Source organism: Micromonospora sp. NPDC051924 (assembly GCF_055586005.1).
Map to the genome: position 1 here is coordinate 37,797 of NZ_JBVJJA010000040.1, position 15,825 is coordinate 53,621.

11 protein-coding genes and 2 pseudogenes are annotated in these 15,825 nt (G+C 69.7%); 5 read left to right on the top strand and 8 right to left on the bottom strand.

What is annotated here, in order from left to right; all coding sequences use genetic code 11:
• Positions 1 to 293: 293 nt before the first annotated feature.
• From ACZ6S5_RS26730 to ACZ6S5_RS26745, 4 genes and pseudogenes are all read right to left on the bottom strand, one after another.
• On the bottom strand, positions 294 to 1,655 hold the full coding sequence (locus tag ACZ6S5_RS26730; RefSeq protein ID WP_466004747.1) for an MFS transporter: 1,362 nt from the start codon (positions 1,653 to 1,655) through the stop codon (positions 294 to 296).
• Between the two features lie 230 nt (positions 1,656 to 1,885).
• Positions 1,886 to 2,497, bottom strand: a pseudogene (locus ACZ6S5_RS26735) (flavin reductase family protein); the annotation flags it as partial.
• Positions 2,498 to 2,922: 425 nt separating this feature from the next.
• Positions 2,923 to 3,480 (bottom strand): class I SAM-dependent methyltransferase, encoded by a 558-nt coding sequence (locus tag ACZ6S5_RS26740; RefSeq protein WP_466004749.1) that lies wholly within the window; start codon positions 3,478 to 3,480, stop codon positions 2,923 to 2,925.
• Entirely contained in the window at positions 3,477 to 4,022 is a 546-nt protein-coding gene (locus tag ACZ6S5_RS26745) for a TetR/AcrR family transcriptional regulator (protein WP_466004751.1), read from the bottom strand. Before ACZ6S5_RS26745 ends, ACZ6S5_RS26740 begins: the two co-directional genes overlap by 4 nt.
• A gap of 88 nt (positions 4,023 to 4,110) precedes the next feature.
• On the opposite strand from ACZ6S5_RS26745, the gene ACZ6S5_RS26750 reads away from it, so the two are divergent.
• From ACZ6S5_RS26750 to ACZ6S5_RS26760, 3 genes and pseudogenes are all read left to right on the top strand, one after another.
• Entirely contained in the window at positions 4,111 to 4,641 is a 531-nt protein-coding gene (locus ACZ6S5_RS26750) for an HIT family protein (RefSeq protein WP_466004753.1), read from the top strand.
• Positions 4,642 to 4,650: 9 nt separating this feature from the next.
• On the top strand, positions 4,651 to 5,817 hold the full coding sequence (gene chrA / locus ACZ6S5_RS26755; RefSeq protein ID WP_466004754.1) for a chromate efflux transporter: 1,167 nt from the start codon (positions 4,651 to 4,653) through the stop codon (positions 5,815 to 5,817).
• Positions 5,818 to 6,002: 185 nt separating this feature from the next.
• Positions 6,003 to 6,113, top strand: a pseudogene (locus ACZ6S5_RS26760) (IS5-like element IS4811 family transposase); the annotation flags it as partial.
• A gap of 140 nt (positions 6,114 to 6,253) precedes the next feature.
• On the opposite strand, the gene ACZ6S5_RS26765 reads toward ACZ6S5_RS26760, so the two are convergent.
• Positions 6,254 to 8,179 carry a hypothetical protein gene (locus tag ACZ6S5_RS26765; RefSeq protein ID WP_466004755.1) on the bottom strand — a complete coding sequence of 642 codons (1,926 nt, stop codon included), beginning with the start codon at positions 8,177 to 8,179 and terminating at the stop codon, positions 6,254 to 6,256.
• Positions 8,180 to 8,240: 61 nt separating this feature from the next.
• Here ACZ6S5_RS26765 and ACZ6S5_RS26770 point away from each other — a divergent pair, with 61 nt between their 5' ends.
• The gene (locus ACZ6S5_RS26770; RefSeq protein ID WP_466004757.1) at positions 8,241 to 11,114 is read left to right on the top strand and encodes a transcriptional regulator; all 2,874 of its coding nucleotides are present in this window, start codon (positions 8,241 to 8,243) and stop codon (positions 11,112 to 11,114) included.
• 51 nt (positions 11,115 to 11,165) lie between these two features.
• On the opposite strand, the gene ACZ6S5_RS26775 is transcribed toward ACZ6S5_RS26770, so the two are convergent.
• Positions 11,166 to 12,179, bottom strand: a complete 1,014-nt coding sequence (locus ACZ6S5_RS26775) for an ArsR/SmtB family transcription factor (protein WP_466004759.1) — start codon at positions 12,177 to 12,179, stop codon at positions 11,166 to 11,168.
• Between the two features lie 68 nt (positions 12,180 to 12,247).
• Here ACZ6S5_RS26775 and ACZ6S5_RS26780 point away from each other — a divergent pair, with 68 nt between their 5' ends.
• On the top strand, positions 12,248 to 12,754 hold the full coding sequence (locus ACZ6S5_RS26780; RefSeq protein WP_466004761.1) for a tetratricopeptide repeat protein: 507 nt from the start codon (positions 12,248 to 12,250) through the stop codon (positions 12,752 to 12,754).
• A 242-nt stretch (positions 12,755 to 12,996) separates the two neighbouring features.
• Here the strand turns inward: ACZ6S5_RS26780 and ACZ6S5_RS26785 are convergent, their stop codons facing one another.
• Both ACZ6S5_RS26785 and ACZ6S5_RS26790 read right to left on the bottom strand, forming a co-directional pair.
• A complete protein-coding gene (locus ACZ6S5_RS26785) occupies positions 12,997 to 13,560 on the bottom strand; it encodes a helix-turn-helix domain-containing protein (protein ID WP_466004763.1) in 564 nt (187 codons plus the stop codon).
• A 1,058-nt stretch (positions 13,561 to 14,618) separates the two neighbouring features.
• On the bottom strand, positions 14,619 to 15,818 hold the full coding sequence (locus ACZ6S5_RS26790; protein ID WP_466004764.1) for a hypothetical protein: 1,200 nt from the start codon (positions 15,816 to 15,818) through the stop codon (positions 14,619 to 14,621).
• Positions 15,819 to 15,825 lie beyond the last annotated feature (7 nt).

Sequence of the window (15,825 nt, forward strand, 5' to 3'; positions counted from 1 at the left end):
GTCGGTACGGGCCATGTGACGACCGCCTTCCGGCCGCCCGCGCGCCGTGCGCGGGACTAACGCCTTCCTGGCATGTCGATCACCTCCGAGGGGTGGGGTGGACGCCGGTATGTGAGTGGTGCGGTGTGCCCGGCTCCCGGCTCAGCGCGGTACACCTCTTACAGCCTTGTCGGTTGCGCCGTACATGTTAGGCCCGCCCTCTGACGGGACTCGACCACCCGCAATGGTCTTACAGGGGCGAACGGCCGACGCCGACTCGCTGCCCTGGGCGCCGGAAACTGACCGGGCGTGGCTCAGCGGATCAGGCGACCGGTGGGCTCGGGCAGCGGCTCGTCGGTGTTGATGAGCGAGGGCGGCCCGGCGGTGACGGCCTCCTCGGGTTCGCGGCTGGAGGCACGGGCGTCGGCTAACGCCTCGGCAGGTACGTGCTGTTCGAGGAATCGCCGCGCGAGCCGGGTCGAGGGGTGCACGCCGATGGTGGCCGCCACGATGATGCCGGCGATCACCAGCCAGCCGATGGCGCCCCAGTTCATCGCGAGGAAGGTGTACACCGCGGGCGCCCATACGCGGCCCAGGGTGCTGCTCAGCTCGGCGGCGCCCTGGTAGGCGCCGCGTTGACGTGGGTCCATCAGCTCGGCCTCGAAGGACCAGCTGGCTGCCGAGAGGTAGAGCTCAGCCCCGGTCACGGTGACGTGACCCAGCCAGACCAGCGCGATGGTGACCCAGCCGATGGTGTCGTGGGTCGCCAGCGTGATCAGACAGGAGAGCACGAAGAAGGTGGACGACACCCGAACCGCCTTCAGCGCGGTCGGCACGTCCTGGACTCCGCGGGCCGCCACCATCGGCAGGAAGATGCACATCACCGTGTTGGTTCCGAACAGGAAGGCCAGCAGCACCCGCGGGGCGTCGGTCTGCTCTACCAGCCACAGCGGAATCACGATGTTGAGCAGCACCTGATTGGTCCAGAAGACCCCGCTGAAGAACGTCGTGAGGAGCCAGCCGGGGTTTCGCAGCGGTCCGGGCCCGGCGATCTTCGCCTTGCGGTCGGCCGGGGTGCGGTCGTCGTGCGAGGCCCGCGGCAGCCGGCTGATTGCGGCGGCGTTTACCAGGAAGACCACAGCGGTGAACCAGGGCAGCGCGTGGAGGACGTCGTTGGAGTGGAACGCCAGCGCGAAGCCGCCGATCAGGGAGCCGAGGGTGAAGCCGACGTTGAGCGCGGAGTACATGTAGGCCCGTGACTTCACCCGCTGGTCCGGCGGCAGTGCGTCGATCGTGTACGCGCCGTGCGCCGCGTTGCCGAGGGCGCCGATGACCTCCATGCCGACGGCCATGGCGACGTAGCCCTTGAAGTCGGTGATGAGCGGCCACACCGCGAACATCGCCGCCTGCCCGGTGGCGCTGACGGCCCACATCTTCTTCGGCCCGAAGCGGTCGACCAGCTTGCCCATCGGCAGTGCGGCCAGGAAGGCGGCGATGCCGGCGCAGGTCAGGCCGAGACCAACCTGAGCGGCGGACAGCTCGACGATCTTGGTGAAGAACACCGCCGAGCCGGTCATGAAGGTGCCCTCACCGAGGGCGAAGAGGAGTGACTGGGCAGCGAGCTGACCGGCGAGAGGCGACGGGGGGCGCGCTCGGCGAAGGACGGCGGCGAACATCACCGGGGATTGTCCGGAACCTCACGACCAATGTCGTGCGATTTTCCGACGCGGCGGCGGTGGCGCTGCAGCACACCGGCGGCTATGACCGGCGTGGCACCGACGCCTGACCGGTGACATGCAGCTGCCGGGGCCACCGAGCCGGCCGACGAATCGGGATGAGGACAGCAACCGTCGGTCTGCCGGTGAGTCAGACCAGCCCGGCGACCCACCCCACCATCCTCACTGTCTGCCGGCGTCTCCGACCTGAAGCTGTGCCCGAGTTGAGGGCCGAGGCCGAAGTAGTGTCGGAAGTTGTAGATCAATGGGCGCCAGGCGGTGGGGGCGACGTGCTGCGTACCGGGCACGACGATGGCGGGGTCCGCGTGGACACGTAGCACGCGCGCCTCGACGATCACGAAATCACCGTGCAGATCGGGGGTGACCCGTGCGGCCCGCGCCTCGAGTTGCAGCGGGCACTCCGCGACCCGCTGCGCTCGTACCAGTTCAGCCGGTTGCGGATGCAGCCCGGCGGCGGCGAACTTCGCCGGCTCGTACCGGAATGCACCCCGCTTGTGGTCCGGCACCGGGTCGCGGCCGGTGAGCGGCGCAAGCCTCTCCACCGCCGGCCACTGCTCCGCGCTCGGCAGGTTGATCACGAGGTCCGGTCGCTCGCGCAGGTTGCGGGCGCTCTGCCCTTCCGTCCCCAGGCCGAGCACGACGACATGACCGAGCGCCCAGGCGGACGACATGGGCGCCAGGTTGCTTGTCCCATCCTCGTTTTCGGTGCTCAACAGCACTACCGGTGTGCCGAAGTAGAGGATCTTGGGCTGAATGGTCAGGTGATCATTCGTCTGCGTCATGGCCGAACGGTATGGGCGGGACGGTTCGGTGCGCGGCGAACCGTCACGCTGGTCCGATCACCTGCACCGGGATGTCCCCGTCGACCGTCACCCCACGACGGCCCGCGAGCGGAACCTCAACGTCAGCACCTGCGTCCTTGTCTTGGCGCCGGGGTAGCTCTCGCCTTCCGCGGATAGCTTGCAGCGCTCGAGGCAGCAGCGGGTCGCGTGCCGTGCGCAGGTCCTACCGGTGCAACTGGCAAACGAACACCGCTGCCACGGGCGTCAACAACCAGGTCATCGCAGATGTCGCCGGCCGGCCGACCTGAGTCTCACCGGCGCCTGGTTCAAAGCGACGTGACACACTCCACGCGTCGGTGGTAAGTCCAACCGCCAGGGCCGGTCAATGCGCCGGGACCGGTATTCCAGGGACTGTCCCGACGACCTTAGCGCGTTCGGGCTCGCCATCGGAGCCTCCGATCGGCGTGATCCACGGTCGCGTCGCGGAATCCGGCGGCGAGCAGCCGTTGCTTCAGGGTTTGCGGATCGAGCGGTTCGTATATGTCGCCCTGGTGAAAGTCGCGCAGGTTATCGGAGGCGGGGCTGTCGGTGCCGGCGAACCAGCCTGCGGGCCGCAGGACCCGGGCCACCTCACTGAACAGACGATCCTGCGCCGCCGCGGGCGATACGTGATGGAGCATCGTGAAACAGACGACGTTGTCGATGCTGCTATCCGGCAGCGCGATGGCGGTGGCGTCGCCGCGGCGTACGTCCAAGTCGGGAAACCGATCCCGCAGCCCGGCCACCAGAACAGGATCGACCTCCAGCAACGTGAGATTGGATGTCATGGTCATCAGGTAGGCCGTGCTTGCGCCGAAGCCGGCCCCGAGTTCCAGCACGTGACCGGTCAGGGGTAAGTCAGCGAGCCCCCATGGGATGACCTCCTCGGCGAGGCGGGCCGCCCATTCGGGGCTGGAACAGAAGGCGTCGTGTTCGGTATTCATCGCAGCGTCCCGTCCAACAAGGTGGAGAACAACAGATGTCGGGCTTTGTCGGCAGGCCAGGCGTGCCTGGCGCGAAAGTGCAGGTATGGCCAGGCGACGCCGTTGAAGAGCACATCCGCCAGGTCGATGTCATCGCCTTCGGCGCGCAGGTTCCCGGCCGTCCGCGCATCGCGCAGCACATTGATGAACGGATCGAGGAACCCGATTGGCATCTTGCTCACCTCGTGAGCCCGATGGAACATCTCGTCGGAGACCATGAGGATGTCGCTGTGGGCGTCGACGACGTCGCAGAGCGCATTCATCATGTGTTCCAGGCGTTCGCGCGGCGTACCCGATGAAGTGAGCGCGGGCAGCATCGCGTCCCGGTAGCTCTCTGCCAGCCTGCGCAATAGCCCCTCCAGCAGCGAGTCACGGGTGATCCCGTTCCGCCAGAGGGTGACGCGCGACCTACCGACCTTGTCGGCGACCCGATCGAGCGTCAGACCATCCCAACCGACCTCGCCCAGCACGGCGACCGCCGCGCGATACAGCTCATCGTCCACGCGATGAAACCTACCCCTTCCGTATGTACAACGCAAGCGATACATGCTAGAAACGCTCATGTTGCATCATTGAAGGGAGCTGGTTGCGATGAGACTTCCGTTCGCTGATCCACTGACGACGGTTGAAGCAGGACCCCGGGTGATTCCCGAACCACCACGGCGGGGCGAGCCGGATGGCGACCCCTGCACCATCTGTGGTCAGGACGAGGGAATCTGGTCGGATGAGAACTGGGTGCTGCACAATCCGGTGGGCTGCAGCCTGCCAGGCACGTTGTGGCTGGCGTCGCGCCTACACGCCGACTCGTTCAGCGATCTACCCGCGCACCTGGCAGCCGACTTCGGCTCGGTCGTCAGCCGGGTGGAGAGGGCCATCCTGTCGCTCGGGGATATCGCGCGCGTCCATCTTTACCGCTGGGGCGATGGCGTCGCGCACTTCCACGTCTGGTTCATGCCGCGTCCGCTCGGCATGATCGAGGCGACACGCTACGCCTTGCCTTTGTGGGAAGACCACCTGCCTGCCGCCTCAACTGAGGCGATCACGGCGGCGGGCGCGGCGATCGCTTCCGCTATGGCGGCGGTTGGTGCGCACGGCGGGCTATCGCCCCGGCCGGGCTGCTGATAGGGCGGCGTGGCGTACGCGATGACTGCGGATGGGAAGCGGGTGCGGATCGCAACGGTTGCCGCCCAATGGGGACGCATCGGTGTCACGGGCTTCGGCGGCCCACCCGCGCATGTCGCGTTGCTACGCCGCTTGTGCGTGGTCGAGCGCGGCTGGATCACTGAGCATGAGTTCGAGGACGGCATCGCCGCGACCAACCTGCTGCCCGGCCCGGCCTCGACCCAGCTGGCGATCTTCTGCGGTTGGCGGGTGCGGGGCTGGCTGGGTGGCCTGGTCGGGGGCGTGTGCTTCATAACGCCGGGCCTCGTGGCCATCCTCGGGCTGTCGGCGCTGCTGCTGTCGCGGCACCCGGCCCGCCCGGTGCTGGGTGCCGCAACAGGAGCTGGCGCGGCGGTCGCCGCCGTCGCGGTGCAGGCGGGAACCAGCCTGATTCCGGCGAGCTGGCGACGCAACGGCACGTCTTCGGCGCGACGTATCCGATGGGGCACCTACACGGTCGGCGGTGCGCTCGCGGCGCTGCTGCTCGGGCCGTGGCTGGTAGTTGTCCTGCTCGCCGCCGGTGGGCTCGAGTCGATGCTGCGGGCACCACGAGCCAATCTGGACCGCGCCGGAGCGGCCGGAATATTCCTTCCGGCGGGGATCAGCGGCGTCGCATCGTCGCTCGCGTGGACGGCGTTCAAGGTCGGTGCGCTGTCCTACGGCGGTGGATTTGTGATCATCCCGCTGATGCACTCGGATGCGGTCGACCGCTATCACTGGATGAGCGCGGACCAGTTCCTGTACGCGATTGCTCTCGGCCAGATCACCCCCGGTCCGGTCGTGCAGACCGTCGCCGTGGTCGGCTATGCCGCAGCCGGCGTCGTCGGCGGTCTGCTCGCGGCCGTCGTCGCGTTCACGCCCTCGTTCGTATTCGTCCTGGCCGGAGCTGGGCACTTCGACCGGTTGCGAGCCAACGCAGTGGTCCAGGGTTTTCTCGCCGGGGCGGGGCCCGCCGCGATCGGCGCGATCCTCGGTTCCGCCGTGTTGCTGGGGCTATCGCTCACCCGCCTTTGGCAGATACCCGTGCTCATCGCGGCCGTCATCTGGCTGCTAGTACTGCGGCGGGGTGTGGTGAGCGCCCTTGTCGGCGCGAGCACCCTCGGCATCATTGCCGCACTTGCGGGATTGCCTCTTTGACGGGCTCTACGCCACGAAGCGCGACGGTGCCAAGACCAGCTAGGCGCCTACCTGCTGACGCCGGTCCGGTTCGTCTACGCCGAGCCGGCTTCGCCGGCGCTCTGGTCGACTGGTGCCAGCGCATCCTGCGCACCGTCCTGAACATCGTCCGCAAAGCACCCGACCAGAAAGGGTTCGCCGTCATCCCGCGCTGGTGGGTGGTCGAGAGAACGCTGGCGTGGCTGACCGCGCGCGGGCTGGCCCGCGACTACGAGCGGCTCCCCGCGACCTCCGAGGCGATGATCCGTTGGGCCGCGCGACCAACGTGATTCTCCGCCGCCTTGCCCGCGGCAGACCGGCCACCCGTCAACACGCCTGGACCCTCGCCGACCTGAAGAAATGACCCTTCTCAAACACGCTCGTAGGCGGTACAGCTCGTCAGCCCGCCCGTGGCCGGTCAACTCGTCGGGCCGTCCATGAGACGGCGCAGCATGCTCCCGCCGGTGGGGACGGCAAGCCGCAAAGTGTGTGCGGCGAGTTGGATGGCCCACCAGGCGAGGGCGACGAGGTATCCGACAATGAGGGCGCTGTTGGTGTCGTAGGTGACGACGATGGCGTAGCCGGTGGCGAGGCCGGGTGCGGTGACGGCGCGGGTGGTGCGCCCTCGGATGGCGGTCAGGGCGGTGCCGACGCCAATGAGCGCGGCGCCGGCGCTGGCGATGAGGCCCGGCATGCCGATCACATCGACCGGAGGGGTGAGCGTGAGGGCTGCGCGCATGAGGTAGACGCCGGTGGTGGCGATGCCGGCGTGCAGGATCGCCGGTCGGGTGCGGGCGAGCCATGTGGGCAGGGCGTTGGCCGGGATGCGGGGTGCGGCGGCGGCGATGACGGCGGCGCAGACTGCGAGAGGTAGCGCGGCGCCGAGGGTCCATATCAGGTACGGGTGATAGTCGAATTCGACGGCGGTGCCGGTGGCGAGGCCGTAGAGGGCGGCGGTGATGGCGCCCCCGACGGCGGCAGCGACGTATCCGCGTCGGATCAGGCTGCCCGTCGCGGGTTCGGGCGTGGACGTGGCGGGTGTGCCTGCGAGCCAGGTGGTGGGGGCGAGGTGCGCCACGGCGAACGCGGCGAGCATGGCGAGCGTGCCCGCGGCCCCAAGTTCGGGGAGGGAGAGGCGAACACCGACGACCTGAACGGTGTAGTTGGTGACGATGTCCGCGGTGAGGATGGCTTGCAGGAGCAGGGTGAGGGAGCAGGCGCCGAGCAGGATGGCGCTGGTCAGGTCCCGGATGCGGAGCCGGACCCGTGGCAGTTGGGTGCCGGCGGCGGTAGCTGTGGCCTGATGGTGGGGTGCGGCGAGGGCCAGGGCGCCGTCGGCGAGGGCGTGGGAGTGGCCGGTGAGGGTGGTCGGTGTGCGGCCGGTAGCTGCCTCGAGCCGGTCTCGCAGGCCCGGGATCGCTTCGGCTTCGCGGTGGATCACGCCGCTGAGGTGCTGGAGGTCCACGTCGGCCGCGTCGAGGATGTCCTGAACTGCCGCCTCCACCTCGTCGAGGAGGGGCTGTGCGGCGGCGGTGACGTCGTCGCGGGTGATGACGGCAGGCTTGCGTGGCGCGGGTAGGAGGACTGGTGCGCGGTCCTGGACGGTCAGGAGTTGCCTCGCCTGACGGACTGACTCCAACAGCGCTACGTCGCCTTGTCCCTGTGCGGGTGGGGCTGTCTGCGTGCGTAGTGGCTCGTCGTCCGCGGTGTTGCCGGCGACGATTTGCCGGGCGAGGGCCTGGTCCAGGTCGCGGTTCGGGTTGAGCGATCCGGTCGCGAGTTCGCGGTATCCGTCGGGGCTGGCCTGCAGGACGGTCAGGGTGACCGGGTGCCGGTCGGCCTGGCAGATCAGCAGGCACGAACCGTCCAGGGTGCTGCCTGCAGACGTGGCGTAGGCGGCGAGTGCCGCTGGTGCGGTGACCATGACGGGAGCGGGCAGGCCGGCGCGGGTCGCCGCGTCGGTGAGGTGCCCACGTCGGCGTGGTCCCCATCCTGAAGGGATGGTCACGGTGAGGGCGGTGACGGGTCCTGCGACCTGGCGGGCGGCGTGGTCGGCGATGTGCCACAACTGGCCGGCGAGCAGCTGCACGGCGTCGACCGGAGGATCGGACTCGGCGCTGCCGAGCAACTCCAGCGGTTCGCGGATGAACCGGTAACCGGCTGAAGGCTCAGGTGGCGCAGCGACTGCCACGTGCAGCTGGCCGGCGGCGTCGAGAGTTATGCCGTGCGGCATGACGAGGCCGCCGTTGAGCATGACGGGAATCCGCGCGCCGTGCCGGTCGATGGTGGCGGCGATCGCCGACGAGCTGAGGTCGATCGATAGTCGGACGCCCCCGCTTGGCATGTGGCGCAGTCTCTCCCGATGGGGGAGTGGACCGTCAACAATTGTCTCCTCGGGTGATCAGTTGTGCGCGCATGGTGAGAATCCTTCGTCGCGGGATGGTCATCAACACCGATTGCGGTGTATGCCCGAAGAGGTTCAGTGCCGGTCGCGGGGGAGGAGCATAGTGCCGCAGGAGTCCCCGGACGGACGTAGCCGGTTGGCCGAATACGTGCGTCCCACGGTCTACAGCCCGCGCCTCCCGTCACCGCCTCGCCGTCGAACAGGACGGGCAGCGGCCGTGCTCCGGGTGCTTCGGGCTGTCCTGGGCGCGGCGATCTTCCTGGGTGGGATGCCGGCACTGCTGCTGTTCTTCGGCGGGAACCCCGTGCGGCGGCTGCCGTCGTGGACGCAGGTCGGGGACTGGTTCGATGAGCCGAGCGGACGATTCACCCCGGCCGTTCTCACCGGCGTGGCCATCTGGGCGCTGTGGCTGTTCTGGGCGGCGCTGGCGCTGCTGCTGGTTGCCGAACTGCTCGCGCTGGTGACCCGGTGGCGGATCCCTGTACTGCGGCTGCCCGCGCCGCTGCACCGGCTCGTGTTCGGCCTGGCCGGCACCGCGGCGATTGCCGTCACCTCCGTCGGCACCCTCAACATCGCTGACAGCGGCGGCAGACCGCCCGCTGTCGCCTCGACCGACGATGTAGGGGCCATTCCTCGGCAAGCCGTCGCGCGAGGTCCCGCGCTGATCCAGGTCGCCGACACCCGCTACCTGTACACCGTCGAACGGCACGACACCCTGTCCAAGATCGCTAAGGAGTGGCTCGGTGACGCCGGCCGGTGGCCGGAAATTTGCCGCCTGAACAAGCACCGCCACTTCCCTCGACCCGGCGGCACGCTACGCGACTGCGACCTCATCTATCCCGGCTGGGACCTGCGGCTGCCCGCTGACGCCCGCCCACCGCAGACCGCCACCCCGGCACCCCCGTCCCCGTCCCGTCCGCCGGCACCACCGCCGGCGACCGTCACCCCCTCGCCACCGCCCAGCACCCCGAAGGACACGTCGAGCCCCACCCCGTCGCCCACGACGAACGAACAGGAACCCGCCACCACCCCCGACGGCTCTGCACCGGCAACTCACGGCGAATCCAGCCCGTCCCCGTCCGCAGAGCCCGCGACCCCCACGGTCACGGCGTCACCGTCCACCTCGCCAGCAGCCAGCGACCCGCGGAGCCCGGCCGCAGCAACCGACGAGCACGGGGTGCAGCTGTCACCAGCCAACTGGCTGCCCTGGTCGCTCGCCGCCGCGATCAGCGCCGCCGCCGCGCTGGTCTGGGCACAGCGCCGCCGCCGCCACACCGGCGAGCCCGACACCGATCCGCCGACACAACTGCCGCCACCCGTACTCCACCTGCGGCGCGCCGTCGCCCGCAACACCGAACCGTCAAACCCGGACAGCCAAGCCACCGAGCCGCCTACAGCCGCCCCCGACCTCACGCCACTGCCCACGGGTGCGACCGGCATCGTCGGTGACGGCGCCCACGCCGCAGCCCGCGCCGCCCTCGTCGCGACCCTGGCATCGGGCGACCCGCACCACCCCGACACACGCGGTGAAGTCGTCATCGACGCCGCCACCGCGGCAACACTGCTCGGCCCCGACGCCGGCGCCCTCCAGCCCTGGCCACGGCTGCACATCTCCGACACCATCGACGACGCCCTCGGCAGGATCGAAGCCGAACTGCTGCACCGCAGCCGCATCCTGGACGAGCACGCCCTCACCGAACTGGACACCGTGCACCAGCACACATCAGACGAGGCGACGCTGCCAACCCTGATGCTCATCGCCCCCACCCCACCCGCCGGTGCCGGCACCCGAGCCGATGCCGTCCTTGCCTTCGGCCGCGACCTGCGTGTGTCCGCACTACTACTCGGCGAATGGGCTCGCGGCGCCACCGTCGAAGTCGCCACAGACGGCCACGTCGACATCGTGTCCGGCAAGCAGAGCGCGCCGCTGCCACCGCGCGTGCCCGTGCTGGAATCCGAGGCGGCGTTGCAGATTCTCGCGACCCTGCGCGAGGCGCAGACCGGTGAACCGCCCGCCGTCGCCTCGCCCGCCCTTCCGGTCAGGGTCGTCCCGCTGCACGCCAGCCGCACCCCCACCAACCCCTCAAACCAGGCCACCCCGGCCACCACGCCGCCCGCCGACGCCATTGCCGGTAAGGCACGACTGCGGGTACTCGGGCAGCCGCGGATCGAGGACATCACCCGACCCGGCAGACCCCTGCGCGCCAAGGCCCTCGAACTGGCCGTCTTCCTCGCCTGCCACCCCGACGGAATGACCACCCGCGACATCGGTGAATACCTCGAACCAGACGCCCGCATCACCCAGGCCGACCAGCGCGTACACACCAACGCCAGCAACCTACGACACGTCCTCGCACGAGCCGGCACCGCTGACGCGAGAAACGCCTACCTCGTCAAAACCGCCGGACGCTACCGCCTCGGCCCCGCCACCGTCGATGTCGACGTCTGGACACTGCGAGACCTACTCCGCGCGGCCGGCATCGCCAGCGGCCCCCGCCGCCACGCGCTACTCACCGCCGCCTGCGACCTCTACACCGCGCCCCTGGCCGACGGCCAAGACTACGAATGGCTCCAGCCACACCGGGAGACCGTGCGCCGATGGGGCACCGAAGCCCACCTCCTGCTCGCAGCCGACCTGATCGACACCGACCCGCAGCACGCAGCCAACCTGCTCGACAAGGCCATCGGCCTCGACCGCTACAACGAAGCCCTCTACACCCACGCCATGCACACCCGCCACGCCCTCGGCGACGCCGACGGCATCCGCACCCTGCTGCGCGCCGTGACCAAAGCCCTCGCCGACATCGACGCCAAACCGCAAGAAGCAACCATCACGCTCGCCAACCAACTTCGCGACAGCCTGGCCCAGGCGTGAGCACCATCAGCCCCGGGACAGCCAGGTAAGGGCCGGCCGCCAATCGAGGGACTACCGCAGCGCCGCGTCGCCGAGGGGCGTCCGCCGGTAGCGGATCTCGTGCCGGTATCGTTGCCCGGTGACGAACCCGGCGTTGCGCAGCACGGACAGGTGCTCCGACACCGTCCCGGCCGCGAGTGCGTGGCGGTGCGCCAGGGTTGTCGTGCTGGCCGGTTCGTCGAGGCTGAGCAGCAGCGCCGCCCGGGTCTTGCCGATCAACCGGCCCAGGGCCGCGTGCCGATCGGTGGCGACGGGCTGCCAGAGGGTGCCCAGCCCGCGCGCGGGATAGATCACGGTGGGCTGCCACGGCGGGTCCACGATGACGACGACCTGATCCCATTTGAAGGCGCTGGGTACCAGGGCCAGTCCCTCGCCGCCCAGATCGCGGTGTTCGTCGTGGCCGTACTCGCGGGTCAGTACGCCGTTGTGCCACCGCAGCCGGGGATGCAGTTCGGCGAACAGCCGGTCCAGGCCGCCCTCGGCGAGGCGTCGGGTCTGGAAGCCCAGATCGGCGTTCAGCAGTGCGCGTACCTGCGGCCAGATCGGTTCGACAAGAACCTGCCATGCCGTGGTCACCAGGGAGATCAGCGTCTGGACGACGACGGCCGGGTCGCCCAGCAGGAGCCGTCCGGTCGCCGACTCGGCCGCTGCCGGGGTGTCTGCCAGTGACCGTCGCACCTCCGCGTGTACCCGGTCGTGGTCGGTGGCCGCCAAGGCGGCGAGTTCGTCCTCGAAGCGGGCGTGTGGGCTGACCGGCGGTGGCGACAGGAAGTCGGGGGTGTAGCCGCGACGCGGCTGGAGCAGGGCGATCGGCCGCAGGTCGACCTCCCGCAGGTCGAGGGTGTCGCGCCAGCGGCGGTGCGGTCCGAGCCCTTCGTGGGGGGACAGCAGGCGCACCGCGGACAGTGTCTCGAGGATGGGGGAGATGGCGAAGCGGCAGTGCAGCAGGTCCGCTGAGCTGAACCGCAGCGTGACCGCCATCCGCACCACCTCCCGGTAGGAGAGCTTCGGCCTGGGCCGAATCACTGGCGGCCACGGTAGCAGCACTCGCAGAGTGTGCGTCGTCTGAAGCGACGATCACGAGGAGGATGACGATGAACCCGAGCGCCGACTGGGAGCAGCGCAGCGCGGACCTGTGGGCGGCCTTCAACGCCGCCCCCGACGACTGGGACGAGGAGCAGTTCCGCGAACGGGTCGGCGCCCTCGCCGACGAACTGGGGCCGGATCATCCGGTGGCGGCGTTCGAGCGGGCCTGCGCCTGGGACTCGACCGGTCATTCGGACACGGCCGTGCCGCTCTACCGCACGGCGCTGGAGCGGGGCATCGACGGCATTCGCCGGCGGCGCTCGGTGATTCAGATGGCCAGCTCGCTGCGGAACATGGGGCAGGCCGGGGAAAGCGTCCGGCTGCTGACCGAGGAGCGTGAGCGCGGCTCCGACGAGCTCGACGACGCCCTCAGTGCGGCGCTCGCGCTGGCGCTGACCAGCGTCGGCCGCGAGCGGGAGGCGGTGTCGGTCGCCGTCGGGGCGCTCGCCGGGCACCTGCCGCGCTACCAGCGCTCGATGGCCAACTACGCCCGGCTCCTGGTCGAGCCCGCCTGATCGGACCGGTCACGGTGGGCGACGAGACCGGCGGCATCGGACCGCACCGTCAGCGGCCGGCAGCCTCGAATTGCCGCGCGAACCGGCGCTGCCACGGCGCCAGAGCGCCGGCCGGTACAGCTGGGGCAACTGCGGCTGAGCCGAACGAGCTCCCCGCCGCCACGGTCTCGCTAGGGCGAGGTAGCCGTGGCAGCGGCATGGGCTCCGATGCCGGGGTCCATGCCGTGCCGACGTCGAGCCGTTCACCTGCGCTCGATCGCCTCGGAACGGCAGGGGACGCAGCGGCCGGCGGGCTGACCGATATGCCCAGGCCGCTGGCACCGGCCGCCGGCGGTTAGCGTGGCCGCGCCCCGCCAGTCGGTTCCGGCCGGCACCGGAGCCCGCCGGCTCGTCGGCAGAAACCGCCGCCACCGCGCAGCGCTCACGGGCGCGTCGTCCTTCAATGGGTCTTCACTACTTCGGGTGACACGCTGGCTGTCACCCCCGGCACGCGAATGTGTCACCCCCGCCGGCCGTTCTGTCACCCCCGCTGCGGCTGCGGCCGGTCGATTCGTGTGCACCAGTTGATAGACGCGGGTGGCGATGCCGGCGACCTTCGACACGACGAGGCGACCCAGTTGCACGAGCTTGGCCAGGCATCGTTGCACTGTGCGCTCGGAGCAGCCGACGTACTCGGCGAGGGTGGCCACGGAGGGCCAGGCGTTGCCTTCATGGTTGGCGTGGGCGGCGATGGCGATGGCCACCGCTCGCTCGTTTTTTCCAAGATCTTTCGTGGTGAGCAGTGCAGCCTTGACGGCTTGACTCATGGCTTGCGGATCTCCGTCCGTCAGAGCCCGCGGCGCCTGTATGACACCCCGGGCCGATCTCTGGGTTGAACCACCGCCGCTTCCGGGGGCGGCGGTGTGTTACGTACGCGAACGTCCGTTGCTGCGGCGCTCTCACCGCCGCCCGGGATCGACGATCGGCGTGTGAGCCCTGGCGGCCGCAGGGTGATGATGCGGACTGTCGCCCGATGGATCAGCCACCGGCGGACCTGATCCACGCTCAATCCGTGACCCGGGTCAAGCCACGTCAGCCGGGACCGCAGGCGGACGACATCGGCGCCGCAGATCAGACGCTGAGCGATACGACACACGGATTCGCGGCGGCTGAGCCCACCGCTGGACCGAACCGCCCCCTGGTAGGTGTGCCGCTGCGCTGCACTTCACGGCAGATCACACAACGCGTGCCGGCGGCTCTGCCATGAACGCGGCCGAGCCGCTGGCGGTCAGCGGCCCGCCCGCCCCCGGCTGCCCGACGGGCGGGCGCCGCCAGACCTGGCCGACATCGCCCTGACGCTGGACCCGGCGGCCAGGGGAGCGGATCACGGAAGCAGCCAGGGGCCGGGCGCCGCCTCGCGGGCGAGGACGACTCGACGGGCGGGAACGCCTCGGACGACGACCGCCGCTCCCACCTGATCAGCCCGTACACCCACGAGTCCGAGACCTCGCCGTTCACACACGACGCGGTCTTCCCGCAACGTCCCGTCACGCACGGATCCCAGCTTCTGCAGGGCGCGGGTGCCCCGACTTGGCTGATGATCACTGACCTCGGGGGCGGACGTGTTCTGATCTGGTGATTCGCCGATCGGAGTGGGGAAATCTGCACTGAATACGAGGTTCGAAGCGCAAGCGGACGGCTCTGCCGTGACGCGGGCGCGCGAAGACTTCAAGTCGAGCCTGTGGCTCACCACGTCGCGCCCGCCCGACCCGGCGCATCCACGCGCCGCAACCGGCGGCGAAACGGACGTCACGAGGCGCGGGTTGAAGCGCACCAATACGATCCCGCAATCCGCTGTCCAGCCAGCCCGCGGTGTTTGCTACGCCTACAGGCCGGCGTAAGCGCGTAGCGCCTCGTGAGTCGTCGGCAGGCCGTGTTGGCGGAGCGGGCCTTCAGGCCCCGAAGAGCCGAAGACCTGCGGGTTAACGATGAGCCAGGCGACCGCCGCCCGCTGCGCCGCCGTCAGTTCCTCGAAGCCGCGGCCGTGATCCGATTCCATCTGCGGAAACGCGTACCCCAGCACGACGTTGAAATGGTTGTGCCAGTTCGAGGTGGGTTGCTCGGCGAGCACCGCCGCAACGAGGTCCGACCGCACCTCCTCGGCCACCGGCGCGGCGAAGGCGTCGAGCACTTCGAGCGCCACGTAGCTGGGGCTTGTTTCCCAGATTGTCTGCCCGGTGTCCTTCTGGGCCGCCCATCCGCGTAGCTCGGCTATCGCCGCCTCCGGCACCCCTTCACCGGCCAGCTGCGCCCACGCCACAGCAGCCGCCCATCTCAAGTCGGGATCTGTCCCTGCGAGGTTCCGGTCGAGCAGGTCCGCTACCGGCTGCGTCAACGCACCGCCGACCAGTCCCAACGCGATGAGCGCCGCTCCCACTATGTGCGCCGGGCGTTGGCCGTCGGAGGCGATTTCGAGCAGGCGGGGGCGGATCGACGTCATCTCCTCCGAGAACCAGGCCACGGCATGGATCGCCTCGCCGACCACCTCGGCGTCCGGGTCAGCCAGGCATGTCAACAGCAGCGGGACGCCGGCCCGGACGGCGTCGTACGTGGCGAGCGCGTGCCGAGTCCCGAACAGGCGCCGCTCGGGCCCAGCGAGCGGAAGCGGCTGCCTCTGCCCTGTGCTAACGACCTCGTGCCAGTCCTTCATCGCTTGCGACCAGCGGCGCCAGGTCTCCTCGGGGACCTGCGCCACGTCGTTACGGATGTCGGCGATGGGGAAGCCGCCGGCGGGTATGTCGTACGGCGTGTAACCGACAGCGAGGCAGGAGAGCAGCTGAATGACCTCGTGCCGGGCAGGCGTGGCGGGGTCGGCCAGCAACTCCAGCAGGAACGGAACCGCGTATGCGCTGGCCTCGTAGCGGGTGCCCTGGTGGTAGATGTTGCCGTACAGCTCGTACATTGCCGCGCTACGGACCTCGGCGTCGGATGACCGCAGATCACGGATCAGGCCAGGCACGTCCTCGGCACTTCCGTACGCGTGCGTCAACGATGCCCAGTCGACGCTGTCCAGATCAAGTCGCACCCGCCGC

What these genes read in the sequence shown, in the direction of transcription:
- ACZ6S5_RS26780 (WP_466004761.1), top strand. Translation starts at nt 12,248, where the DNA reads ATGAACCCGAGCGCCGACTGGGAGCAGCGCAGCGCGGACCTGTGGGCG.
- ACZ6S5_RS26730 (WP_466004747.1), bottom strand. Translation starts at nt 1,655, where the DNA reads ATGTTCGCCGCCGTCCTTCGCCGAGCGCGCCCCCCGTCGCCTCTCGCC.
- ACZ6S5_RS26750 (WP_466004753.1), top strand. Translation starts at nt 4,111, where the DNA reads ATGAGACTTCCGTTCGCTGATCCACTGACGACGGTTGAAGCAGGACCC.
- ACZ6S5_RS26765 (WP_466004755.1), bottom strand. Translation starts at nt 8,179, where the DNA reads ATGCCAAGCGGGGGCGTCCGACTATCGATCGACCTCAGCTCGTCGGCG.
- ACZ6S5_RS26785 (WP_466004763.1), bottom strand. Translation starts at nt 13,560, where the DNA reads ATGAGTCAAGCCGTCAAGGCTGCACTGCTCACCACGAAAGATCTTGGA.
- ACZ6S5_RS26740 (WP_466004749.1), bottom strand. Translation starts at nt 3,480, where the DNA reads ATGAATACCGAACACGACGCCTTCTGTTCCAGCCCCGAATGGGCGGCC.